Raw genomic sequence first — 23,247 nt, 5'->3', positions numbered from 1 at the left:
GGGTCAGAACGGGTCGGCGGCGGCGCGGCGGAGCACCTCGCGGGCGAGCGGGCCGTGGATGGCGTCGATGGGACGGCCCGGCAGGGTCTCGTCGTTCAGGTAGATCCACCGCAGGATCTCCTCGTTGCTGTACTTCGCGTCGCGCATCACGGTGATCAAGCCCGGCACGTGTTTGGCGACGGCCCCGGTGGGATCGAAGAAATCCTTGGGGACCCCGGTGAAGCCGTCGCGGCGGACGGCGATGATCTGATGGTCGCGCAGCAGCTGATGCACCCTGCTGATCGCGAGACCCAGCTGATCGGCCACATCGGGTAGCGGGATCAGGGTCACCGACTCCGGCAGGACGTCGTCGCTGCATGGAAATGCACTCACGACGCATACGGTAGCCGGTCGCTCCGACATGGGGAGTTCCCGGTGCCCTGCGGAGAATGCGAACGTGTGATAAGACCGCCGTGCCGAACGTCATGGGACACCCTGTCGGCTCGCGCCTATACGATCGGGGGTGCCGCCACAGGGGCGGCGAGGCCCATTACCGCGCGTGCGCCGCGGATCGGCGCCGTCGTAAGAGGTGAGAGCTTTGTGAACGTCGGAGGAATGCAGTGATCGGTCAGATGCTGGACGGGCGCTACCGCATCGATGCACCGATCGCGCGCGGCGGGATGTCGATGGTGTTCCGGGGGGTGGACACCCGCCTGGACCGCCCGGTCGCGATCAAGGTGATGGATCAGAAGTTCGCCGGTGACCCTCAGTTCCTGACTCGTTTCGAGTTCGAGGCCCGCGCGGTCGCTAAGCTCAAGCACCCTTCCCTGGTCGCGGTGTACGACCAGGGCATCGACGGGGATCATCCGTTCCTGATCATGGAACTGGTCGTGGGCGGCACACTGCGCGAGCTGCTGCGCGAGCGCGGCCCGATGCCGCCGCACGCGGTCGCCGCGGTCGCCGAGCCGGTCCTGGCGGCGATCGGGGTCGCACACCACGCCGGGCTGGTGCACCGGGACGTCAAGCCCGAGAATGTGCTGATCTCCGATGCCGGCGAGGTGAAGATCGCCGACTTCGGCTTGGTCCGCGCGGTCGCCGGGTCGAATATGACCTCCGCGAGCGTGATCCTGGGCACAGCGGCGTACCTGTCGCCCGAACAGGTCACCGACGGCAACGCCGACGCCCGCAGCGACGTCTACTCCTTCGGTCTGCTGATCTTCGAGATGCTCACCGGTCGTACGCCGTTCACCGGCGACACCTCGCTGTCGATCGCCTATCAGCGGGTGGAGAAGGATGTGCCGAGCCCCGGTGCGCTCATCGAGGGCGTGCCGCCGGAATTCGACGCACTGGTCGCCCGGGCCACCGCCCGCGAGCCCGCCCACCGGTACGCCGATGCCGCCGAGATGGCCGCGGATCTGCGGCGCATCGCCCGGGAACTGGATCTACCCGCCTACCGAGTGCCCGCGCCGAAGAATTCGGCCGAACACGCCTCGGCCCGGTTCCGGGCGGTGGCGCCCGCCACGGGCGCGACCCGGGTCGTCGCGGACGCGACCACCCGCTTGGCCGCGGACCCACCCACCCGGCAGGTCGCCGGATCGCCCCACACCAGGGTGCTCACCACCGCCCGGTCGCGCTCCGAACCACCCGGATACGCGGAGCCGGTCGCGCCGGAGACCTACTACCCGGACTACGAGTACGACAACCGGTCTCGATCCCGCCGCCGGGTGTTGATCTGGGCATCGATCGTGGTCGCACTCGCGCTGATCCTCGGCGTGGGCGGCTGGTATCTGGGTGTCGAACGCTACTCGGCCGTTCCGGCAATCGCCGGAATGGACACCACCACCGCGACCACCGAACTGCAGAAGGCCGGATTCGCCGCCACCATCCGCAAGAAGGCCTCGGACACGATCCCCGTCGGCGGTGTGGTGGGCACCGATCCGGACGCCGGAGCCCGGGAGCTCAAGGGGTCCACGGTGGCGGTGCTCGTGTCGAGCGGTAAACCGCGAGTCCCGCAGTTCCAGCCGGGTCAGAATGTGCAAACGGTCGATCAGGCGATCCGCGACGCCGGGCTGATCCCGGTCGACAGCGGCGAGAAGCCGAGTACGGCGCCCGAAGGCAGTGTGGCGGCACTCGAACCGTCCCCGGGCACCGCGCTGCCGGCGAACGCGCAGGTGAAGGTGTTCCGCAGCAAGGGATCCGTGCAGGTCACCCTGCCGGATCTGAGCGGCAAGAGCTCCGGCGACGCCAAGGCGGCGCTGCAAAGCATGGGCATCACGGTGCAGGACACCCGATCCCAGTTCGACGCCCACTACCAGACCGACCAGGTCATCAACACCGACCCGCCCTCGGGCACCTCGGTGCTGTCCGGCACCTCGGTCACCCTGTATGTCTCGAACGCGGTGCAGGTACCCGACGAGACAGGTAAGTCCGCCCTCGACGCCCGCGCCGACCTGGAAAGCCAAGGCTTCAAGGTCAAGGTGGACCGAGTCTTCAGCTCCGAGCAGGGCACGGTTCGCGTACAGTCGCCGTCCGGCGGCGCCAACGTCCAACCGGGAAGCGTGATCAGACTGACGGTCCTACCGTTCTAGCTGTTCCGCCTCTCCGCGATTCAGCGCAGGCAGAGAGCCGTCGCGGGCTGCGTATGCGTGGTGGCGGATGGGTGCCGATCCGATTGTGGGCGTACCCGGCAGCTTGCCGCCGTCCTGACCGCAGTGGTTCTCCCCGCCTCTCCGCGATACAGCGCAAGCAAAGAGCCGTCGCGGGCTGCATATGCGTGGTGGCGGACGGGTGCCAATCCGATTGTGGGCGTACCCGGCAGCTTGCCGCCGTCTTGACCGCAGTGGTTCTGTTGAGATAGCGCGGTGGAGGGCTGTTCGGGTTTCGGGTAGCGGATTAGCTGTATGTCAAGCGACCATCAGCAGGGGGGTGCCGGTTTCCGGATCGTTGATCGCGACCACCGAGTCGGTGGTGAACACGTCCACCGGCGCACCGCCGATGCTCGGGCTGATATTCGTCGTCACCTGCGGCGCCACCGTTGTCGGGTCGTAGCCCCAGGCGATGTTGAAGATCAGCAGGCGGCTACCGTCGCGCAGCACCACCTCCGACGGGATGCCCTCGTGGTCCCGGTCGATCAGCATGCGCAGGATCGTCCGGTCGGCGGGGTCCACCCGCAGCATCCCAGGCAGACGAAAGACGAGATTCATCGCTCGCCTCTGTCCGCCCGCCGCGCTGAGTTCGACTCCTCCAAGATCAGCGCAGCATTTCCGCGACGAGGAAGGCCAGTTCCAGGGACTGCTGGGTATTCAGGCGCGGATCGCACGCTGTCTCGTAGCGGCCCTGGAGGTCCAGATCGGAAATGTCCTGGGCGCCGCCGAGGCATTCGGTGACGTCCTCTCCTGTCAGCTCGATGTGCAGACCGCCCGGGTGGGTGCCCAGCGCGCGGTGCACCTCGAAGAAGCCCTGCACCTCATCGACGATGCGGTCGAAGTGACGGGTCTTGTACCCGGTCGAGGACTCGTGGGTGTTGCCGTGCATCGGATCGCACTGCCAGATCACTCGATGGCCGGTGGCCTGCACCTTCTCGATGATCGGCGGCAGCACCTCGCGCACCTTGTGGTTGCCCATCCGCGCCACCAGCGTCAACCGGCCGGGCTCGTTGTTCGGATCGAGCCGCTCGACGTACGCCACCGCCTGGTCGGGCGTGGTGCCGGGGCCGATCTTGAGCCCGATCGGGTTGGCCAGCAGCTCCGCGAACGCGATGTGCGCGCCCTCGAGCTGGCGGGTGCGCTCACCGATCCACAGGAAGTGCGCGGACAGGTTGTAGAGCTTCGGATCGCCGGAGTCGCTCTGCGACAGGCGCAGCATGGCCCGCTCGTAGTCCAGCACCAGCGCCTCGTGGCTGGCGTAGATCTTGGCCGCCTGCAGGCTCGGATCCTGCACCCGGCAGGCCGTCATGAAACGCAGACCCCGGTCGATCTCCTCGGCCAGCTGCTCGTAGCGGGCGCCGGCGGGCGACTGCGCGACGAAGTCGCGGTTCCAGTCGTGCACCTTGTGCAGATCGGCCATGCCCGCGCCGGTCAGCGCGCGCACCAGGTTCATCGCCGCGCTGGCGTTGGCGTAGGCGCGCACCAGCCGGGACGGATCGTGCTCACGCAGTGCGGGATCGGCGACCAGGGAGTTGATCATGTCGCCGCGGTAGGACCGCAGGCCCATGGCGTCGGTGTCGGCCGAGCGCGGCTTGGCGTACTGCCCGGCGATGCGGCCCACCTTCACCACCGGCAGGCTGGCGCCGTAGGTGAGCACCACCGCCATCTGCAACAGGGTGCGGATGTTGCCGCGAATGTGCGGTTCGGTGTTGTCGGCGAAGGTCTCGGCGCAGTCGCCGCCCTGCAACAGGAACGCCTCGCCGCACGCCACCTCGGCCAGCCGACCGCGTAGCTCCTCGACCTCGGCGGGCACGCAAATCGGTGGCACGCTCTCCAGGACCGTGCGCATATCCGCGGCCACGGCCGGATCCCACGATGGTTGCTGCATCGCGGGGCGCGCGAGCGCCTCGTCGAGCCGACGGCGCAGCTCCGTGGGCAGCGGAGGCAGCTCCGGCAGGCGATCGATCGGTACGTCGACGGTCCAGTTCACCAGATAAGAATAAAGAGCCACACCGACACGCGCGAACCCGGAGTGCCCCCTATACCTCCACCGATGGCGATGGGGCGGCACGAACGCGTGTCGACCGAAGGTAAGGTTGCCTCCGCTTCGCTCCCACGGGGACCGTAACCTCTACCGACGGACGGGCACCGTGCCCACGTCCATAGAACGAGAAGTCAGGAGAGACCGATCCCGCTTCGCTATTTTTACGACTCGGAATTCATCGAGGACGGGGTGACGATCGACCTGATCTCGATCGGCGTGGTCTGCGAGGATGGGCGCGAATATTATGCGGTCTCCAGCGAATTCGACCCGGACAGGGCGGGCCCGTGGGTGCGCCGCAATGTCCTGCCGAAGCTGCCGCCGCCCTCCTCCGCCCTGTGGCGCACCCGCCGCCAGATCCGCGACGAGCTGTACCGGTTCGTGATCCCGCGCCCGGGCGTGGAGCCGGAACTGTGGGCCTGGGTCGGCGCGTACGACCATGTAGCGCTGTGCCAGCTGTGGGGTTCGATGGTCGATCTGCCCACGAACATGCCCCGCTACACCAACGAGCTGCGCCAGCACTGGGAAATGGCGGGCCGCCCGGCCCTGCCGCCGATCCCGCCCGACGCCCACGACGCCCTCGCCGACGCCCGGCACAACCTGGCCAAATTCGAGGCGATCGAGACCGCCCGCCGGATGTGACCGAACGGATTCCGCCTCGGGACCGGTCGTCTAGCTGGCGACCGACTCCGGGACGCGGTCGGCATCGCTGCGGCTCCCGGACGGGACGCCCTTCTTCAGGCTCTGCGCGTACACATCCACGTACTCTCGCTCGGACATCCGCATCAGCGCGTACATGATCTCGTCGGTGACCGCGCGCTCGACGAAACGGTTACCGCCCATGCCCTCGTAGCGGGAGAAGTCGATCGGCTTGCCGAACTTGACCGTCACCTTGCGCAGGCGCCAGCGGAACGGACCGGGCGGGCAGACCTCGTCGGTGCCGATCAGCGCGACCGGGATCACCGGGACGCCCGTCTCCAGCGCCAAGCGCGCGACGCCTGTCTTGCCCTTGTACAGGCGGCCGTCGGGCGAGCGGGTGCCTTCGGGATACAGGCCGACGACGCGACCCGCGTCCAGCAGTGTGCGCGCGGTGTTCAGCGCGCTCTCCGCGGCGTCGGCTCCGCTGCGGTCGATCGGGTACTGGCCGGCGCCGGCGAAGAACCACTTCTGCAGGCGGCCTTTGAGACCGGGAGTGGTGAAGTATTCGGCCTTGGCCAGATAGGTGATGCGGCGCGGACTCATCAGGGGGGTGAACAACCAGTCGGTGAACGACAGGTGATTACCCGCGAGGATGACCGGCCCGTCTGCCGGAATGTTCTCCACACCCTCGGCCGTCGGCCGGTTGAACAGGTGCATGAACGGCCCCGGGAACACGTACTTCAACAGCCAGTAGAACATTGTGTCCTTTCACCCAATGTGTTTTGCCAGGACCGGCCGGAACCAGCATCGTCGCGGGAACCATCATCCGATGCCGACTCTACCGCCGCCGACGAGCCACGACCAAGCCAGCACGGTGATTTCACGACACCCTTACCTCACCGTCAACGATGTGCGCCGTCCGTGCCCGATTTCCGTACGGCACCGGCCGTTTTGCGACCACGGGCGACCGGTTTCCCACCCTGGGCCGACGATGCCTCGGCCTTCCCGTTCGATGCCCGGCCCCGCCCGGCCGACGCCTTGTCGCGGGAGGTGGATGCCGTTGCGCGCCCCGGCGATCCCGGCGCGCGAGTCGGTACGGACGATGTGTCGTCCGGTGCGTCCTCGTCGCCCAGTGCCACGCGGGCCAGTTCGGCGGCCCCGATCATGCCGGCGCCCTCCCCCAGCTGCGTCGTGCGGATACGGGCGAGCGGGCGGTGCCGACCGCCGGTGATCGCCGCCGCGTAGTGCTCGCGGGCGTCGTCCAGATACAGCGCGGCCGAGGAGCTCACCCCGCCCGCGATCACGATCAGATCCGGATCGAAGATGTCGCTGACGAACGCCAGCCCCAGGCCGAGCCAGCGCGCGAAATCCGCGAGCGCCGCGAGCGCCACCGGATCCCCGTCCTGCGCCGCACCCGCCACCTTTCGCCCGGTCAGCGAGCCCGGATCCCGGTACGCCTCACGGGCCAGAATGGTCGAGCTGGCCGGGTCACGAGCCAGCATCTCGATCGCGGTATCCGCCAGAGCCGTTCCGCTGCAATACCTTTCCCAGCAGCCGCGCTTGCCGCAGGGGCAGGCTCGGCCGTGCGGGACGACCTGCAGATGGCCCAGTTCCGGTGCCACACCGTAACTTCCGCGATACAACTCGCCGCCCACCAGCAGCGCCGCGCCGATCCCGGTGCCGAGTGCGACCATCACGCCGTTGTGCGCACCGGCAGCGGCGCCGAACCGATATTCGGCCCACATGGCGGCATTCACATCGTGTTCCAGGATTACCGGCAGCCCGAGCCGGTCGGACAGCTCGTTCGCGACCGGCGAATCCTCCCACGGCAGATGCGGCGCGAAGCGCACGGTGGTCCGGGTCTCGTCGACGAATCCCGCCACCGCCAGGCCTACCGCGCCGATCCGATGCCGCGAACGCAGTTCCCGCACGGCACGTTCGAGCCCGTCCTGCAGTGCCTGTTCCGCGTGCGGGGTCGGGGCCTGCACAGTGTCGAGCACCTCGCCCGCGCCGTCCACGACGGACGCGCGAATATTGGTGCCGCCGACATCGATTCCGACGGTCAGGGGCCGCTCACGCCCGATACGCGTGGTCATCCCTTGATCTGCACCGGAATCGGGACGTACTCGGGTCTGCCGGACGTCATGGGTGGGGCATCGGACGATGGGCGCTCGGCGTCCGGATCTCCGCTGTCTCCGAACGTGTCCCGCGCGTCTGCCGACGGATCGCGCGGCGTCCCGGCATCGGCGCGCGGAACAGGATCGACAGGCACGCCGGCCAGCGCCTCGCGCAGGATCGTGATGATGGTGGCTCCGTATGTGGCGAGGGTCGTGACCATATCGTTGTTTTCGCCGCGGGCGAGCGCCGATGCCGCGCACAGGGGGCACCAGCCGCAACCGCTCCACTCGGCGCCCTCCTCGGCCGCCGCGCGGCGCAGCACCGGCTCGACGCGTTCCAGCACGACCTGGGCCAGCAGCCGCAGTTCCTCGGCGAGTTCGCCGAGATGCGCCTCGTGTCCGCGCGCGTGCCGGTCGTCGGGGCCGCCCGAGCCGTCGAAGTAATCGTTCATCGCGGCCATACCTCGGGGTCGGGGCGAAACCGCACGGTCAACCGGCCGTCGCCGAGTTCGGCGCCGTCGACCATGCATCGCCGCAGCACCGGCGCCAGGCGCAAACGACGCCGGATTCCGTCTGCTCCCACGATCAAATCGTCCTCCACTCGTCCCAGGCGCAATGTCGCCGGGTCGACCACGGGCAGTCGCAGGCGCAGCGTGAACACCGAGCCGAGGCCGGCGCCCGATTCCAGCCGCACCTGCGGTCCGGCCGATCGGGCATCGTCGGCGTCCACGCCGCCGCCGAGCACCCCGTCGCCAGGCATCTCGCCGCCAAGCATAGGGTCTGCCGCGATTTCCGCCCGGTTACCGCGCGTGTCCGCTTCCTGCGCACCCGTAGCCGCACCCAGCGATGCCGTCAACGCACCCAGTGATTCGACGCCCACCGGCTCGGGCCCGCTGTGGTGCACGATCCGCACCGGAACATCGGGCATCCGCCGCCGCAACTCGGCGACGACCTCGAGCTGTTCGGCCTGTCGCTGCGCGTACCACCGCACCGCCGGGTGCTCGTCGCGCGCGGATGCCGCGGCCGAGTCGACCGGTGGCAACACCTTGTTCACCACCACCTCGTCCAAGCGCAGTCCCAGCAGCGCCGCGGCCGAACGCATGCGGGCCGATTCGGCCACCGCGACTCGTTCGGCCACGGTGATCAGCCGCGCGCCGGTGCGATCCGGGTCGGCGAGCAGCTCGCGCACCCGGGTGACCGCCGCGGCGATCCGCTCCACCGTCACCGCCAGGATCGCCCGCCGCAGATCTGGTCCGGCCGCACTCATCGCGCGCGCATGGGCGGGCCAGATCCGCTCGAGATATCCCAGCAGCGTGTCGGGGGCGGTGACGACGCGGAGCATATCCGCCGACGGCGGGCAGTCCAGCACGATCACATCCCACTCACCCGCCTCGGCGAACGCGGTGATCTCCACCAGCATCAGCAGTTCCTGCACGCCCGGCAGACCCGTCAGCTCGGCCGGATCCAGCGCGGACAGATCCATCCCGTGCGCGTGGCCCGCGCCGCCGAGCACACCCATCGTCTCGCGGAACCGAACCTCCAGCAGCGCAAGGGAATCCAGCTCGATCACATCGAGATCAGGCAACACCGAGATTCGCCCGGCGACACTGCCGGGCACGTGCGGGAACCGGATATCCAGCGCATCGCCCAGCGAATGCGCCTGATCAAGCGAGACCAGCAGCACCCGTTCCCCGGCGGCACGCCACGCCATGGCGGCCGCGCAGGCCAGGGTCGTCTTACCGACTCCGCCTTTCCCCGCGAACAGCTCCAGACGGGTCCGGCGTTCGGTACGCGTCGTCGACACGACCTCGCCTCAGCCCTCGACCCGCTTCTTGAGCTCTTTCAGAGCGGTATCGGTGATGACCTTCTCGGCCTTGCGCTTGAACATGCCGATCATCGGGATGGTCAGATCCACGGTGAGCTCGTACACGACCTGGGTCGCGCCGTCCGGCTGATCGATCAGCTCGTAGCTGCCGTCCTGCGCCTTCTGCAGATCACCGCTGGACAGCTGCCAGCTCACCGCCCGGCCGTCGGCACGCCAGGTGTAGGTCAGTACATAGGTGTCCTTGACGACGCCGGCGTCCAGCACGAACCGCGCGGTGCGGGCGCGTCCGTCGGGGAATTTGTCGAGGATCTCCACCGTACGCGCCGCCGCCACCCACTCCGGGTACGACTCCAGGTCGGCGATGACCGCCATCACCCGATCCGACGGGGCATCGATGATGATCGACCTCTGAGTCCGATCTGCCATAACCGACAGCGTTTCCTTTCCGGCGTTACGGTACGGAGGGTGGTTCAGGTGAGCAGGTCGGCTCGCGGTGTCGGGGGCTCACCCGCAGCGCGCCCGGCCTCCAGACGCGCCTTGACCTCGAACGACATCTTCTTGCCCGCGACCCGGCGATCCCGGCTGACCGCGAGCAGTTCGCGCGGCGCGGACAGCGCCCGTACCGGCTCGGCGTGCAGGAAGTAGTGCATGATCACCCCGTCCAGCGACGGTTCGAGCCACACCTCCATCGTGCCGTTCAGCCCACCGGCCACGGCCCACCGGATTCCCTTGTCGGCCCGGTCCTCCCGTACCTCGAGGGTGAGGTCGGGCCACCACCGGCGCCAGCGTGCCCGGTCGGCCAGCACCTCGGCGACCGCTGTTCCGGGCGCCGCGATGAATGTCTGGTCCGCGACCTGGATGGTACTCATGACGGAGCCTCGCTGACGCTCGGCTCCGTCGCGAGTACCACGGTAGCTGTGTTCATTGCCGCTCGCTTCGCTCGCTCATGACTTGCGAGCCTAGCCCACCAGATCCCCGCCGCTCGAAAGCAGATTCCCGGCGAGCAGCGAACGCATGCGGGCGCCGAGAGTATCCCACCGCCACTGCGAACTCACCCACTCCCGCCCGGCCTCGCCCATCCGCGCCGCGGCGTCGCGGTCGGACAGGATGCCGACGATCGCGTCGGTGATCTCCTCGGTCGAACGGCCGTCGACGACGTGCCCGGTGCGGCCCTCCCGCACGGTTTCCGGTGCGCCGCCGGATTTCCCGGCCACCACCGGAACCCCGGTCGCCGATGCCTCCAGGTACACGATGCCCAGGCCCTCGACGTCCAGGCCCGCGCCGCGGGTGCGGCACGGCATCGCGAACACGTCGGCGAGGGTGTGATGGGCGGCGAGTTCCGCCGAGGGCACCCGTCCGGTGAACACGACCTGCTCGGACAGGTCCATGGCCTGGACCAGCGCGCGCAACTTCTCCTCGTGTGGGCCACCGCCGGCGATCACCAGCACCGCGCCATCGATGCGGTCCTTGATCTCGCGCATCGCCAGGATCAGCATGTCCTGCCCCTTGCGCGGCACCAGCCGGGACAGGCACAGGATGGTGGGCCGCTCGCCCAGTCCATAACGCGCCCGCAGTTCCGCCCGGGCGGCCGGATCCGGCCGGAACACCTCGGTGTCCACGCCCGGCGGCAGATACTCCAGCGCGGCCCGCGGGCCGAAGGCCGCCGAGAAGCGGCGGCGCGTGTACTTGCTGACGTAAGTGATGGTGTCGGTGGTGTTGCCGATCACCCGCAGAGCTTGGCGCGCGCCCGGCAGCATCGACCAGCCCACCTCGTGCCCGTGCGTGCTGGCCACGATCTGGTGCGCGCCCGCGGGCCGCAGCAGCGGCGACAGCAGCGCCAACGGTGCGGCCGCGCCGAACCAGACGGTGTCGCACCGCTCGTCGCGCAACAGCTTCGCCGCTCGCCGCAACACCAGCGGCGTCGGCAACATCAGCGTGGTCGGATGACGCACCACCTGGAACGGCTGCTCCGCGTCGAACTTCAGATGCGAGTCGCCCTTCCACCGCGGCGCGTACACCACGAGCTCATCCGGCGGCAGCCGCATCGCCAGCGCGTGCACGTACGACTGGATCCCACCGGGGCGCGGCGGAAAGTCATTGGTGACCAGCAGGGTGCGCGGCATGCGGGGGAGTCTACGAGGCATTCACCGGCGGCCGAGAGGCGGCAGCGAAAGTAATCACGCGGGGCCTCCCACCAGGGCTGCCCGCCCGACCGGAGCCGTCAAATCGGTTGCGCGGCAGCCGCGGCGCGATTGAGATGAACCCATGCCGGAGCCGCGTGATGTCACGCGCCCGCGCGGGATTTGATCCATTCGCGCCAGCGGGTGACGAAGTCCGCCTGGTTCAGGCCGAGGGTGTCGTGCAGGGCGGCGTCGACCGCGGGCCCGTCCTTCGGGCCGGTGGCCATGCGGCGGTAGAGCTCGACCACCGTGTGCTGTCCGTACTGGTCGGCGACGAAAGCGTTCGCGGACCAGCCCGCCTCGTAGGCCAGCGTGGCGTCGTTGGCCGGGCCTGGGGCGAAGGCGCTGTCGGGCGGCAACTCCGCGGGTAGTTCGCCGGCGCGCGCGTCTGCGGTCAGGACGGGGGCGAGTTGTGCGAAGGTGCGATTCTCGCCGCGGTGCGCGGAGTATTCGGCGAACCCCTCGAGGGTCCACAGGGGTGAGCCGTCGACGGTGACGGCGCGGGCGGCCACGTGAGTGAGCTCGTGGCGCAAGGTATCCCGCAGGCCGTCGGCGCCCAGGCGCCGTCCGGCATCGGCGCTGAACACGACGCGCTGGCCGGTCGGGCGGGCGCCCGGGACGAAGGGATCCGAGACCGACGCCGCGGAGACCTGATCGGAGACGTTTCCGGTCGCATGGGTGAGCGCGGCGAATTCGGCGGGACTCGATGCCACCGCGACCACCGCCGCCCGCGCCCAGTCGGTGCCCCAGAGCTGAGTGACGGCCGTGACCGCCGAGCCGATATCCCCGGCCAGGGTGTCGACATCGGCGCGCTGGTACGGATGCCCGAGCACCACGGATAGTCGGCCGTCGTCCTGCGAGACCTCCTGGGTGACAACCGGTCCGTACGACCCCATGATCCGGCGCAGCTCGGGCAGCTGGGGGTCGGCCGGGACCGCGGGCGCGGCCGCCTCGGCCGCGGCGGGCACCGGGCGTAGGTGCAGCGCCGATTTGGGCAGCAGCGCCAGCGCGCCGCCGACGGCGATCAGGGCGATCGCCATCGCGACGGTCGCAACGGATCCGAACCGGCGCTTGGCGGCCAACCGGCCTCCCAGGCGCGTCAACGCAGACAGATCAACGCTCACGCTCACACCTCGGTGTCTTATCGGGTCACCGTGCTGCTATCCGGGCATCGTGCTATGTGCTGTTTGCTGCTATTGAGGCATACCGAGCCAATACCGCCGCGCCCCGTAGTAGGGGAACGACCCCATCGGCATCACCTGTACCGGCACACCGAAAGTCGATGCGTGCAACAACATTCCGTTGCCCGCGTAAATACCCACGTGCGAGACGTCGGAGTAGAAGAACACCACGTCACCAGGCTGCAACTGGTCCCGGGACACCGGGGTGCCGACGGTCACCTGCTCTTCGCTGGTGCGCGGCAGATTGATCCCGACCTGGTGAAACGCCCACTGCACCAGACCGGAACAGTCGAACTCGTCCGGTCCGGTGGCGCCCCAGACATACGGATCGCCCACGCGGGTGAGCGCGGCCGCCAGTGCACTGGTGCTGCTGCCGGGGACCAGGCCGCGCAGCAGCGTCGCCCGATCGAAGCCCGGCGGGAACAGGGAACCGGACAGCGAGGCCCTGTCGCCCGCGGACAGTTGTCCCCACGCCTCGATCACCTGGGCGATCGCACCCTGCAGATCGGCGCGCTTGTGTTCCAGATCCGTCCGCACCGTGTCGGCCTTCTGCGCGGCGTCGTGCGCGGCGTTCGCGGCGTTACGGGACGTGGTCTGCGCGACGTCGGCCGCGTTGGTGGCCTTCGTGTATTGGGCGAGCTGGGCGCTTGTCTGCTGCTGCAACACATCCAGGGTGGACATCTGATCGAGCAGCTGCTGCGGGGAGTTACTGGCCAGCACCGAGAACATGCTGTTGGTGCGCGCACCCATGTACGCGGACAGCACGGTCCGATCGATCGCGGGCTGATACCGATGGACCTGCGCCTCGGCGGCATTCACGGCCTGATCCGCGACAGCGAGCTTGGCGTCGGCGTCGCGTTCGACGGCCTGTTTGCGATTCAGATCCCCCTGAGCGAGCAGGGCCTGCTGGTTGAGCTGTTCCGATTGATGCGACAGCGCCATGAGCTTCTGCACGGCATCGCTGGCGCTGGTCGGCGTGGAGTTCGTCGGTTCGGCCCAGGCGCCGCCGCCCGCGACGCCGAACATCAACGCGCTGACCGCCAGTGACCCTCCTACCAGGCGTCTGGTTCGTTTGTTCCCATGCTGCGCGGTCACTGCCTGCGGCGCCTCTATTCCGTGTTCCGAGCTGATCCTCATGAAGGTCTCGATCAGGTTACGGAACGGCGACCGCCCGTGTCCAGCAGAGCACGGATTGATCACAGTCACTGGCCCTTTCGCGCAGGTCACGTTCCGTCACGGCGCGCGTCAGCTATAGCGGCGCGCCCCGGCGATCGGCATCGAGTACAGCGGCGCGACCGCCACCGGCTCGCCATAGGTGGAGGCGTGCACGATATTGCCGTTGCCGACGTACATGCCCGAGTGGCTGCCGCCGTAGTAGGACACGACATCTCCGGGCTGCAGCGCGTTGAGCCCGACCGGAGCTCCCGCATCGAGCTGGGCGTAGCTGGTGCGCGGCAGTTGCCGGCCGGCTTGCTGATACGACCACTGCACCAGGCCCGAGCAGTCGAAGGCGTTGGGTCCGGTCGCGCCGTAGACATACGGATCGCCGACGCGCGACATCGCGGCCTTCGCCGCGCGCTGCCCGACGGTCTCCACCGGAGCGGGAGGTCGGGTGATGCCCGGGATCTGCGCGCCTCGCGGAATCATGTTCGGCGGCACCACGTTCTTGGGGATCGCGTTGAGGATCGGATCCGGTACGTCGAAGTTGCCCACACCCGGGATGACGACCGGCGCGGCCGAGGCGGCCGGCGTGGACAGCAGCAGTGTGCCGAGGGTGGCAGCGCCAACGGCTCCGGCCGCAACCACCCGGTGGGCACGTCGCTTGATCGCCATGATGCGTGACTCCTCGTCTGCCCCGCGACGCCGCATCGGGTGATGCGTCGAGCTCCGCAAGGTCTCGACAAGATTACGAACACATAACGGCGTGTTGTAAAGCCGCAACCACGCTCAGCGGTGTCTCGCAACTTTTGCGAAGCACATGCCGTGCGATATTTGTCACACCAATCACGAAACCATAACGATCATGGATGACCTGGGTGTTCGCATACGTTCGCCCGTACCCGGGCTCGGCGTGTCGGATTTGTGTTCGAATTGCGATCGATTGGGAAATCGCCTCGTAACTAGGACTGTTTCCAGAAAACACGACCGATCAGTCCGTTATCTGCGGCCTGACTCACCGCGCCTGCGGGATGCGATCGCGCAAGCCCCCTGACGCAACCCTCAACCTGTAGGTGATTCATCACCGAATCGAATCAATGTGACTCCAGTCACATTTATGTGTAAACCAGCGAATCGCGGCCGTTCGCACCTCGTCGCTCGACAGTCGATACCGGCGAAGGCGACACCGACCGAATCTGTCATACCCCCGCAATACGCTGCTGCCCGTGCCCCCGCCCGCTCGACCGGCCCAGCTGGCCTTCGATGATCTCGATACCCCGCTGTACGCCACCACATTCGTCGTCGTCGACCTGGAGACCACCGGCACCAGCCCGGACGACGACTCGATCACCGAGATCGGTGCGGTGAAGGTGTGCGGCGGCGAGGTCCTGGGCGAATTCGCCACCCTCGTCGATCCCGGTCGCGCGATCCCGCCGCAGATCGTGCAGATCACCGGCATCACCACGGCGATGGTGCGGCAGGCCCCGCAGATCGACGCGGTGCTGCCCGGATTTCTGGAATTCGCGTCCGGCGCAGTACTGGTCGCGCACAACGCCCGCTTCGACATCGGCTTCCTGAAGGCCGCCGCGGCGCGCTGTACGACGGCCTGGCCCGCGTTCCAGGTGCTGTGCACGGTGCAGCTGGCGCGGCGGATCCTGTCCCGCGACGAGGCGCCCAGCGTCCGGCTCTCGGCGCTGGCTCAGCTGCTGGGCTCGCAGACCCGGCCCACCCACCGTGCGCTGGACGACGCCCGCGCCACCGTCGACGTATTGCACGCGCTGATCGGCCGGGTCGGCAATCTGGGCGTGCACAGCCTCACCGAGCTGGCCGACTACCTGCCCGCGGTGAACCACCGCCAGCGCGCCAAAAGGGTGCTGGCCGCCGACCTGCCCGCCGTGCCGGGGGTTTATCTGTTCCGCGGTCCCTCCGACGAGGTCCTCTATATAGGCACGGCGGTCAATCTGCGCCGCCGGGTGCGCACCTACTTCACCGGCTCGGAGACCCGTCCGCGCATGCGCGAGATGGTCGCGCTGGCCACCCGGATCGATCACGTGCCGTGCGCGCACGGACTAGAGGCCGGAGTCCGGGAATTGCGTCTGCTGCTCGCGCACACCCCGCCGTACAACCGGCGCTCGAAATTTCCGCAGCGGGCATGGTGGATCACGCTCACCCAGGAGCCGTTCCCACGCTTCACCATCACCCGCACTCCGGGCCGGGATGCGCTGGGGCCGTTCGGATCCCGTGCCAACGCCGCCGAGATCGCGGCCACCGTCGCGGAGTACTGCGGGCTGCGCACGTGCACCACCCGGATCCCCCGGCACGGCCGCCACGGCGCCGATTGCCCGCCCGCCGCGGTCGGCGGCTGCCCGGCCGGACGCATCGGAACACCCACCGACGCAACGCAATACGCGCCCGCGCCCCGCGCGGTACGCGAGTTGTTCACCGGGGGTGACGATCGGCCGCTGCACGCCATGCGCGAGCGGCTCGAAACCTGTTCGGCGGCCGAGAATTTCGAGGCCGCGGCCCGGGCGCGGGACCGCACCGTCGCGGTCGTGCGCGCCCTGCATCGCACCCAGCGCCTGGCCGCGCTGGCCCGCATCGCCGAGCTCGTCGCCGCGCGCCGGGCCGAGGCGGGCGGCTGGGAATTCGCGGTCATCCGCTACGGCCGCCTGGCCGCCGCCGGGACCGCCGCGCGCGGCGTCCCGCCGATGCCCGTCGTCGACTACCTCGTCGCCGCCGCGGAAACCGTGATTCCCACCGGACTCGACGCCCCGGCCGAAATCCCCCTCACACTGTCGAGCCTGGATGCCACGCCCTGTGACGACCCCCGGAGCATCGCGTATCCCCCGCTGCGGGGCGCGCTACCGGAGGAAACGGCCCTGCTCGTCCGCTGGCTCGAACAACCCGGAACCCGCATCGTGCGGACCACCGACGGTTATGGCGGACCCCGCCTCGGCGCGGGCCCCTGGCTGTCCTGGGTCGAACGTGCCGAATCCGCCGTCCGGGTCGAGGCCACCGGCCGGGACTATCTCTCACGCACCGAGGCCTGACCCGTGCATAGCCTGTGCGCCCACCCCATAGACTCGGACCATGATTACCGCGATCGTATTGATCCACGCCGAGGCCGCGCGCATTCCCGAGACCGCGCAGGCGCTGGCGGATATCGAGGGTGTCACCGAGGTGTACTCGTGCGCGGGCGACGTCGATCTGATCGCGACGGTACGGGTGCGCGATCACGAGCAGATCGCCGAGGTGGTCACCGGCCGGATCAACAAGACGGCCGGAGTGCTGCGCACAGCCACCCACATCGCGTTCAAGTCATACTCGCGAGCCGATGTGGAGGCCGGGTTCTCGATCGGCGAATAGCGCGGGCGACTACCCCTCGAGCACGGAGGATCCGATCGGCGCGGCCTTCTCCCCCGCCTCGATGGACTTGGTCACCCCGCCGTGGCAGCCGGGCAGCAGATAGACGCGCGCCTGCTCATCGCTGTTGTTCACGATCCGCAGCCGCAGCGGGAACGATCGCACGGTCAGGCAATTGGTGGTCTTGGCGTAGGCGTGACCGTTGATGTACAGCGCCCCCTGTGCCGCCTGCGCGGGCGCGGCGCAGAGCAGGGCCCCTGCGGCGAGAGTCCCTAGCAGCAGGCCGGTAGTCGACTTCATCGTCACACCTGGACTGTAGCCAAACCGCCGCCGCCACGCGCGCAGTCGCAGCATCATGCTCGGCGTGTCCAAAATAGCGGGCAATTCACATATTTCGGATATCGCCAGAAAAGGCAAGGCCCCGAGCCGTTTCGACTCGGGGCCTCGACGTGGGTGAACTCAGTGGCTGCTGTGCTCGCCGGCTTCCTCGATCGCCTTGTTCTGGTGCTCGGCGAGGATCTCGAGCTGCTTGTGATGCTGCTCGTGCTCGTACGCGGTGAGCTCCTCGGCCTCCGACGCCGGATCCGCTCTGAGGAACGAGCCCATACCCGGCTTGCCCGCCAGGCCCAGCTTGTTCATCTTCTTCGGCACCGGTGCGCCCTGGTACTCCAGCGGGATCGGGTGGCCGTGGCCGTCGACCGGGCCCAGCGGCTGGTGCACCTCGATGTACTCGCCGTGCGGCAGACGCTTGATCACACCGGTCTCGATGCCGTGCTCCAGGATCTCGCGGTCGGCCCGCTGCAGGCCCAGGCACATCCGGTAGGCCAGGAAGTAGGCCAGCGGCGGCGCGATCAGCAGCGCGATACGGAAGAACCAGGTCGTCGCGTTCAGCGACAGGTTGAACTTCAGCGCGATGATGTCGTTGTCACACGCGAAGGTCAGCACCAGGTAGAACGCGATGGACATGGCGCCGATCGCGGTGCGCACCGGCACATCTCGCGGACGCTGCAGCAGGTTGTGCCGGGCGTCGTCGCCGGTCAGGCGCTTCTCGATCCATGGGTAGGCGATCAGCACCATGAACACCAGGCCCATGATCAACGCGACCCAGAACGGCGCGGGCACCGTATATCGGCCCAGATACAGCTCCCAGGGCGGCATCAGACGGGCCAGGCCGTCGGTCCACATCATGTAGAAGTCCGGCTGCGACCCCGCCGACACCTGGGAGGGGTTGTACGGACCCAGGTTCCAGATCGGGTTGATCTGCAGCACGCCACCCATGACCGCCATGACGCCCAGGGTGAACATGAAGAACGCGCCCTGGTCGGCGGCGAACACCGGCACGATGCGCGCGCCGACGACGTTGCGCTCGGTGCGGCCCGGTCCGGGGAACTGGGTGTGCTTCTGGTACCAGACCAGCGCCACGTGCGCGGCGATCAACGCCAGGATGATGCCCGGCAGCAAGAGCACGTGCGCGATGTAGAGGCGCGGAATGATGATCGTGCCCGGGAAGTCACCGCCGAATATCAGCCAGTGCATCCAGGTGCCGATCACCGGAATACCCATGGTGATACCGCCGAACGCGGCGCGCAGGCCGGTGCCCGAGAGCAGGTCGTCCGGGATCGAGTAACCGAAGAAGCCCTCGAACATGGCCAGGATCAGCAGCAGCGAACCGATGACCCAGTTCGCCTCGCGCGGCTTGCGGAACGCACCGGTGAAGAAGATGCGCAGCAGGTGCACGATGATCGAGGCCGCGAACAGCAGGGCAGCCCAGTGGTGCACCTGGCGGACGAACAGACCGCCGCGCACCTCGAAGCTGATGTTCAGCGTGCTCTCGTACGCCTGCGACATGGTGACGCCACGCAGCGGCTGATAGGAGCCGTTGTAGATGACGTCGCTCATGGACGGGTTGAAGTACAGCGTCAGGTAGATACCCGTCAGCAGCAGGATGATGAACGCGTACAGCGCGATCTCACCGAGCAGGAACGACCAGTGGGTCGGGAAGACCTTGTTGATCGACCGCTTGACGAACGCCGCCATGTGGTAGCGCTCGTCCATTTCATTCGCCTGACTCATGAACGACGCTCCCAGTAGGCGGGCCCGAGCGGCTCGATGAAGTCGCCGTTGGCGACCAGGTAGCCGTCGGTGTTGACAGTGATCGGCAGCTGCGGCAGGGCACGCGCGGCGGGACCGAAGATCGGCTTACCCCAGTGGAGCGCGTCGAACTGCGACTGGTGGCAGGGGCACAGGATGTGCTGGTCCTGCTGCTCGTACAGCGAGGTCGGGCAGCCCAGGTGGGTGCAGATCTTCGAATAGGCCCAGTAGTCGCCGAAGTTGAAGCTCTCCTGGCCCTTGCGCTTGACCGCGCGGGCGGCGTCCTCGGGACGGAAGCGAATCAGCATGGCCGCGTTGCGGATGCCGCGCAGCGACTGGAGGGTCTCCTCGTCGTTGCCGCGCCACTCCTCTTTCCACGGGAACACCGTCTCCATGCCGCCCGCGTCGAGATCCTCGGGACGCATCAGCACGATGTCGTCGGGGCGACCGGTGTCCTTGCGCAGGAACACGGTCTGGCCCGCGTAGTCCGGGGTCCAGCCCGACACCCACAGCGGGGACTTCTTGCCCTGCGCCCACGGGTTCTTGATCATGCCGCCGACGAAGACGAACAGCGCGCCGACGCCCAGCACGCCCATGCCCAGGCCGGCGGTGCGGGTGATCAGCTTGCGGCGGGCCAGCGTGGAGGTCTCCAGCGCGTCGGTCAGTTCGGCGACCAGGGTGCGCCGCTCCACCTCGGGCGAGGCGCCGTCGTGGCGATCCTGGATGGAGATCTCGGCCGGGATGAACTTCTTGCGAATCAGCACCATGGCCACGCCGATGGCCAGCACCGCGATGCCCAGCAGCAGGCCGTACAGCGGGGTGGTCAGCGAGTAGATGCCCGCGCCGGACTCGTCGCGGGTCTTGTACCGCCACGGCCAGAACAGGAACACGCCGATCAGCGCGATACCCGCGAGGGTCGACAGGACGAACCAGAACGCCACCTGACGCTCGGCCCGCTTCTCCGCGCGAGTGCCCGGAACCGGCCAGCGCGGGGCGCGGTAGGCGACATCGACGCCGTCCCGCGCGGTGCCGAGTTCGACCAGCTCCTCCTGCGACATCGCATCGAGCTGTTCCTCGGTCGGGTCCAAGTTCACTGTGCGGGTTTCGCCACCGTCGGGATTGACGGCACCGCCGTCGCCTGGCCGACTCATGTCGCCGTTGTGCTCCTTGTCTGTCATGAGCGGGATCCGATCCACATCGCCGAGCCGACCACGGCCACGATGCCGATGATCCACATCGCCAGACCCTCGGTCGCGGGACCGAAGCCGCCGAGGCCGTAGCCGCCCTCGGGGTGGGATTCGGTGCGGTTCTTGATGTACGCGATGATGTCGCGCTTCTCGTCGGGGGTGATCTCGCGGTCGGAGAACTTCGGCATGTTCTGCGGACCGGAGAGCATCGCGGTGTAGATCTGCTGCTCGTTGGCCTCGTTCAGCGCCGGGGCGAACTTGCCGGAGGACAGTGCGCCGCCCTTACCGGTGAAGTTGTGGCAGGACGCGCAGTTCATGCGGAACAGCTCGCCGCCGACGCCGAGGTCGGCGCCCTTGACCAGGGAATCCTGGGCCAGGCTGCCGTCCGGATCGCGAACCACCGAGGGGCCGCCACCGTTCGCGGCGACATAGGCCATCAGCGCGTCGGTCTGCGACTCGTCGAACTTCGGGGGCTTGCGCACGATCTGTCCGGCGTTCCACGGCGCGGGCATGCGGCCGGTGGAGACCTGGAAGTACACCGCGGCAGAACCGACGCCGATCAGGGCGGGGCCGCGGTCCTGCACTCCCTGCAGGTTCGCGCCGTGGCAGGTGATGCAGGAGGTGTCGTAGAGCTGCTTGCCCTGACGGATCAGTGACGACTGGTCCTGGTCGGCGGTGGCGACCTGCGCGTGCGGGGTCAGCAGGGATGCGCCCAGCCCAGCTCCGACGAGAGCCATCACAAGTACCAGACCACCGGCCAGCTTCCGCCGCAGCCTGCGCTGCTTACGAGTCTTGGTTGCTTGGGCGTTCCCGGCGCTGCCTGGCTCTTCTGGCGCTGACGGGGGAGATGAACTCATCTGAAGTCCCTTTGGAGTAGACGGAACCGACTGATGCTGCAGGTCGTTCTGTGGCGTTACCGCCCGGCGGGCTAGCGCACGAAGTAGATCGTGGCGAACAGCCCGATCCACACGATGTCGACGAAGTGCCAGTAGTAGGAGACGACGATCGCCGCCGTGGCCTGCGCCGGGGTGAACTTGCTGACCTTCGTGCGGATCAGCAGGAAGATGAACGCGATGAGACCGCCGATGACGTGCATACCGTGGAAGCCGGTGGTGATGAAGAACACCGAGCCGTAGGAGCTGCTGGAGATCGACGTGCCCTCGGAGTAGAGACCGTGGTACTCGGTGGCCTGGCCGCAGACGAAGAACAGACCCATGAAGAAGGTCACCACGTACCAGCGGCGCAGCCCGAACACGTCGCCCTTCTCGGCCGCGAACACGCCCATCTGGCAGGTGAAGGACGAGGCGATCAGCACGGCGGTGACCGGCACGGCGAGCTTCATGTCGAGCTTGGTCGGCTCCGGCGGCCAGTTCCCGTGCGCCTGGGCGCGCGCGACGAAGTACATGGCGAACAGGCCCGCGAAGAACATCAGCTCGCTCGACAGCCAGATGATGGTACCGACGCTGACCATGTTGGGCCGGTTCAGCGAATGCACGCGCTGAGTTATGGCCGATCCTTGGTTCCCTACTGCGGTCGTCACGCCGGTAAGTATGACCCGTCGTAGTACGACAGGAGTAGCCGGGTGGGAATCTTGGCGGTCCGTGTCGGAATTCGCAGGGCCGGACGGAGACTCACCCGAGGTCCGGCGTGTCCGGCGTGTCGGATGATCATGGCTGGTCGGGGCCGGTTCCGGAGGTGCGGAGCGGGTTTGGGCAAGCGATCGGGTGGGTTGGATCGATCGTGTTCCTGTTATGTCCAACGACACGCGCGCGGATTGGGTTCCCGATCCGCAGGACCGCATGGGGTGCGATGTTCTGAAGCGCTCGTAGTCGCGCGCGGAGTTCGAGTCGCGCGGGGATATTCGGCGATACTCGGGAACGGTTACGCGATGGGTGTGCGGTCGGTGTGGCGGCGGTCGATCGGTGGGGACGAGACGGATTCCGCGACACCGGGTCCGGGGCCGGGTCCGGTCCCGGTATATACACCGGCATAACGCCTTGCGGGCTCCTACTAGGCTGCTAGTCGAGCCGCCGACCGTGCGGCGCTTGCGACAGGAGAGGTCGATGAACGCGCGCACCTGGCCCCAGATCCTCGGGGCCCTCACCGACGGGGTCGATCTGACCACGGAGGAGGCGGCGTGGGTGATCGATGAGATCTTCTCCGACAACGCCACGCCGGCCCAGATCGCCGCGTTCGGGGTGGCGATGAAGATGAAGGGCCCCACCCCCGCCGAACTGTCCGGCCTGGCCGCCGGGATGCTCGCGCGGGCGGTGCGGGTGCCGGTGGACGGTCCGGCGATCGATATCGTCGGCACCGGCGGCGACCGCTCGGGCACGGTCAACATCTCCACCATGTCCTCGATCGTTGTGTCCGCCGCCGGAATTCCGGTGGTCAAGCACGGTAACCGCGCGGCCTCCTCCAAGAGCGGCGGCGCCGACGTGCTCGAGGCACTGGGCGTGAAGATCTCCCTGGGCCCGGAATCGGTGGCGCACTGCGTGCGCGAGGCCGGAATCGGCTTCTGCTTCGCCCCCATGTTCCACTCCGGCCTGCGCTACGCCGGCCCCGCCCGCGCCCAGATCGGCATACCCACGGTCTTCAACGTCCTGGGGCCCCTCACCAACCCCGCCCAGCCCGGCGCGGGCCTGATCGGCTGCGCCTTCGCCGACCTGGTCCCCGTGATCGCGGGCGCCTTCGCCGAGCGCGGCACCAACGCCCTGGTGGTCCGCGGCAACGACGGCCTGGACGAGATCACCACCGCCGACACCACCGACACCTGGGTCGTCACCGGCGGCCGCATCGCCGAAACCACGATCGACCCCACCCGCCTGGGCATCCCCCGCG

22 protein-coding genes and 1 pseudogene are annotated in these 23,247 nt (G+C 68.3%); 5 read left to right on the top strand and 18 right to left on the bottom strand.

All coding sequences use genetic code 11. The annotated features are described in order from the left end of the window. Positions 1-3 precede the first annotated feature (3 nt). Positions 4-372 (bottom strand): Rv2175c family DNA-binding protein, encoded by a 369-nt coding sequence (locus JZ791_RS22790; protein ID WP_216897223.1) that lies wholly within the window; start codon positions 370-372, stop codon positions 4-6. A gap of 239 nt (positions 373-611) precedes the next feature. Between JZ791_RS22790 and pknB the strand changes: the two genes are divergently transcribed. Beyond that, on the top strand, positions 612-2,567 hold the full coding sequence (gene pknB, locus JZ791_RS22785; RefSeq protein WP_216897247.1) for a Stk1 family PASTA domain-containing Ser/Thr kinase: 1,956 nt from the start codon (positions 612-614) through the stop codon (positions 2,565-2,567). A gap of 315 nt (positions 2,568-2,882) precedes the next feature. Here the strand turns inward: pknB and JZ791_RS22780 are convergent, their stop codons facing one another. Both JZ791_RS22780 and JZ791_RS22775 read right to left on the bottom strand, forming a co-directional pair. Beyond that, positions 2,883-3,182, bottom strand: a complete 300-nt coding sequence (locus JZ791_RS22780; protein ID WP_216897222.1) for a hypothetical protein — start codon at positions 3,180-3,182, stop codon at positions 2,883-2,885. A 46-nt stretch (positions 3,183-3,228) separates the two neighbouring features. Further along, positions 3,229-4,614 carry a class II 3-deoxy-7-phosphoheptulonate synthase gene (locus JZ791_RS22775; RefSeq protein ID WP_216897221.1) on the bottom strand — a complete coding sequence of 462 codons (1,386 nt, stop codon included), beginning with the start codon at positions 4,612-4,614 and terminating at the stop codon, positions 3,229-3,231. Between the two features lie 198 nt (positions 4,615-4,812). Here JZ791_RS22775 and JZ791_RS22770 point away from each other — a divergent pair, with 198 nt between their 5' ends. After that, positions 4,813-5,307, top strand: coding sequence for a polyadenylate-specific 3'-exoribonuclease AS (locus JZ791_RS22770; protein WP_216897246.1), 495 nt, complete (start codon positions 4,813-4,815; stop codon positions 5,305-5,307). 30 nt (positions 5,308-5,337) lie between these two features. On the opposite strand, the gene JZ791_RS22765 is transcribed toward JZ791_RS22770, so the two are convergent. The 10 genes and pseudogenes from JZ791_RS22765 to JZ791_RS22720 form a co-directional block, all read right to left on the bottom strand. Beyond that, a complete protein-coding gene (locus JZ791_RS22765; RefSeq protein WP_216897220.1) occupies positions 5,338-6,063 on the bottom strand; it encodes a lysophospholipid acyltransferase family protein in 726 nt (241 codons plus the stop codon). Between the two features lie 365 nt (positions 6,064-6,428). Beyond that, positions 6,429-7,400 (bottom strand): annotated as a pseudogene (locus tag JZ791_RS22760) (ROK family protein); the annotation flags it as partial. Further along, positions 7,397-7,873 (bottom strand): hypothetical protein, encoded by a 477-nt coding sequence (locus JZ791_RS22755; RefSeq protein ID WP_216897219.1) that lies wholly within the window; start codon positions 7,871-7,873, stop codon positions 7,397-7,399. The pseudogene JZ791_RS22760 and the gene JZ791_RS22755, both read right to left, overlap by 4 nt. After that, positions 7,870-9,225 carry an ArsA family ATPase gene (locus JZ791_RS22750; protein ID WP_308163042.1) on the bottom strand — a complete coding sequence of 452 codons (1,356 nt, stop codon included), beginning with the start codon at positions 9,223-9,225 and terminating at the stop codon, positions 7,870-7,872. Before JZ791_RS22750 ends, JZ791_RS22755 begins: the two co-directional genes overlap by 4 nt. Positions 9,226-9,234: 9 nt before the next feature. Beyond that, positions 9,235-9,672, bottom strand: coding sequence for an SRPBCC family protein (locus JZ791_RS22745; protein WP_216897218.1), 438 nt, complete (start codon positions 9,670-9,672; stop codon positions 9,235-9,237). Positions 9,673-9,716: 44 nt separating this feature from the next. Continuing rightward, complete coding sequence (locus tag JZ791_RS22740; RefSeq protein ID WP_216897217.1) at positions 9,717-10,115, bottom strand: polyketide cyclase / dehydrase and lipid transport; 399 nt, start codon at positions 10,113-10,115, stop codon at positions 9,717-9,719. Positions 10,116-10,205: 90 nt separating this feature from the next. Next, positions 10,206-11,369, bottom strand: a complete 1,164-nt coding sequence (locus JZ791_RS22735) for a glycosyltransferase family 4 protein (protein ID WP_216897216.1) — start codon at positions 11,367-11,369, stop codon at positions 10,206-10,208. A 161-nt stretch (positions 11,370-11,530) separates the two neighbouring features. Then, positions 11,531-12,550, bottom strand: a complete 1,020-nt coding sequence (locus JZ791_RS22730; protein WP_308163041.1) for a hypothetical protein — start codon at positions 12,548-12,550, stop codon at positions 11,531-11,533. Between the two features lie 69 nt (positions 12,551-12,619). Then, positions 12,620-13,744: an NlpC/P60 family protein gene (locus JZ791_RS22725; protein WP_216897215.1), complete on the bottom strand. Its 1,125-nt coding sequence runs from the start codon at positions 13,742-13,744 to the stop codon at positions 12,620-12,622. Positions 13,745-13,852: 108 nt separating this feature from the next. Then, positions 13,853-14,440, bottom strand: coding sequence for a C40 family peptidase (locus JZ791_RS22720; RefSeq protein WP_216897214.1), 588 nt, complete (start codon positions 14,438-14,440; stop codon positions 13,853-13,855). Between the two features lie 545 nt (positions 14,441-14,985). Here JZ791_RS22720 and JZ791_RS22715 point away from each other — a divergent pair. Both JZ791_RS22715 and JZ791_RS22710 read left to right on the top strand, forming a co-directional pair. Beyond that, positions 14,986-16,815 carry a DEDD exonuclease domain-containing protein gene (locus JZ791_RS22715; RefSeq protein ID WP_216897243.1) on the top strand — a complete coding sequence of 610 codons (1,830 nt, stop codon included), beginning with the start codon at positions 14,986-14,988 and terminating at the stop codon, positions 16,813-16,815. Positions 16,816-16,855: 40 nt separating this feature from the next. Continuing rightward, a complete protein-coding gene (locus tag JZ791_RS22710; protein ID WP_216897213.1) occupies positions 16,856-17,131 on the top strand; it encodes an Lrp/AsnC family transcriptional regulator in 276 nt (91 codons plus the stop codon). Between the two features lie 9 nt (positions 17,132-17,140). On the opposite strand, the gene JZ791_RS22705 is transcribed toward JZ791_RS22710, so the two are convergent. The 5 genes from JZ791_RS22705 to ctaE all read right to left on the bottom strand — a co-directional run bounded on the left by JZ791_RS22705 (position 17,141) and on the right by ctaE (position 21,946). Then, positions 17,141-17,428 (bottom strand): hypothetical protein, encoded by a 288-nt coding sequence (locus JZ791_RS22705; protein ID WP_216897212.1) that lies wholly within the window; start codon positions 17,426-17,428, stop codon positions 17,141-17,143. Positions 17,429-17,587: 159 nt separating this feature from the next. Next, the gene (gene qcrB, locus JZ791_RS22700; RefSeq protein WP_254206139.1) at positions 17,588-19,201 is read right to left on the bottom strand and encodes a cytochrome bc1 complex cytochrome b subunit; all 1,614 of its coding nucleotides are present in this window, start codon (positions 19,199-19,201) and stop codon (positions 17,588-17,590) included. Beyond that, positions 19,198-20,370: a cytochrome bc1 complex Rieske iron-sulfur subunit gene (gene qcrA, locus JZ791_RS22695; RefSeq protein WP_438804556.1), complete on the bottom strand. Its 1,173-nt coding sequence runs from the start codon at positions 20,368-20,370 to the stop codon at positions 19,198-19,200. The genes qcrB and qcrA overlap by 4 nt, the downstream gene beginning before the upstream one ends. Positions 20,371-20,393: 23 nt before the next feature. After that, positions 20,394-21,263, bottom strand: coding sequence for a cytochrome bc1 complex diheme cytochrome c subunit (gene qcrC / locus JZ791_RS22690; protein WP_216897210.1), 870 nt, complete (start codon positions 21,261-21,263; stop codon positions 20,394-20,396). 71 nt (positions 21,264-21,334) lie between these two features. After that, a complete protein-coding gene (ctaE, locus tag JZ791_RS22685) occupies positions 21,335-21,946 on the bottom strand; it encodes an aa3-type cytochrome oxidase subunit III (RefSeq protein WP_216897209.1) in 612 nt (203 codons plus the stop codon). A 523-nt stretch (positions 21,947-22,469) separates the two neighbouring features. Here ctaE and trpD point away from each other — a divergent pair. Continuing rightward, positions 22,470-23,247: anthranilate phosphoribosyltransferase (trpD, locus tag JZ791_RS22680; RefSeq protein WP_216897208.1), on the top strand; the 778-nt coding region annotated here is incomplete at its 3' end.

Origin of the sequence: Nocardia alni, from assembly GCF_019038435.1 — a bacterium.
Classification (GTDB): domain Bacteria; phylum Actinomycetota; class Actinomycetes; order Mycobacteriales; family Mycobacteriaceae; genus Nocardia; species Nocardia alni.
The sequence above is the reverse complement of the archived record's forward strand: the minus strand, read 5'-3'. Positions and strand labels throughout refer to the sequence as shown.

Bases quoted from the DNA above. Each gene is read 5' to 3' on its own strand.
- pknB (WP_216897247.1), top strand. From the start codon at position 612: ATGCTGGACGGGCGCTACCGCATCGATGCACCGATCGCGCGCGGCGGG.
- JZ791_RS22780 (WP_216897222.1), bottom strand. From the start codon at position 3,182: ATGAATCTCGTCTTTCGTCTGCCTGGGATGCTGCGGGTGGACCCCGCC.
- JZ791_RS22765 (WP_216897220.1), bottom strand. From the start codon at position 6,063: ATGTTCTACTGGCTGTTGAAGTACGTGTTCCCGGGGCCGTTCATGCAC.
- JZ791_RS22755 (WP_216897219.1), bottom strand. From the start codon at position 7,873: ATGAACGATTACTTCGACGGCTCGGGCGGCCCCGACGACCGGCACGCG.
- JZ791_RS22745 (WP_216897218.1), bottom strand. From the start codon at position 9,672: ATGGCAGATCGGACTCAGAGGTCGATCATCATCGATGCCCCGTCGGAT.
- JZ791_RS22740 (WP_216897217.1), bottom strand. From the start codon at position 10,115: ATGAGTACCATCCAGGTCGCGGACCAGACATTCATCGCGGCGCCCGGA.
- JZ791_RS22735 (WP_216897216.1), bottom strand. From the start codon at position 11,369: ATGCCGCGCACCCTGCTGGTCACCAATGACTTTCCGCCGCGCCCCGGT.
- JZ791_RS22725 (WP_216897215.1), bottom strand. From the start codon at position 13,744: ATGAGGATCAGCTCGGAACACGGAATAGAGGCGCCGCAGGCAGTGACC.
- JZ791_RS22720 (WP_216897214.1), bottom strand. From the start codon at position 14,440: ATGGCGATCAAGCGACGTGCCCACCGGGTGGTTGCGGCCGGAGCCGTT.
- JZ791_RS22710 (WP_216897213.1), top strand. From the start codon at position 16,856: ATGATTACCGCGATCGTATTGATCCACGCCGAGGCCGCGCGCATTCCC.
- JZ791_RS22705 (WP_216897212.1), bottom strand. From the start codon at position 17,428: ATGAAGTCGACTACCGGCCTGCTGCTAGGGACTCTCGCCGCAGGGGCC.
- qcrB (WP_254206139.1), bottom strand. From the start codon at position 19,201: ATGAGTCAGGCGAATGAAATGGACGAGCGCTACCACATGGCGGCGTTC.
- qcrA (WP_438804556.1), bottom strand. From the start codon at position 20,370: ATGAGTCGGCCAGGCGACGGCGGTGCCGTCAATCCCGACGGTGGCGAA.
- qcrC (WP_216897210.1), bottom strand. From the start codon at position 21,263: ATGAGTTCATCTCCCCCGTCAGCGCCAGAAGAGCCAGGCAGCGCCGGG.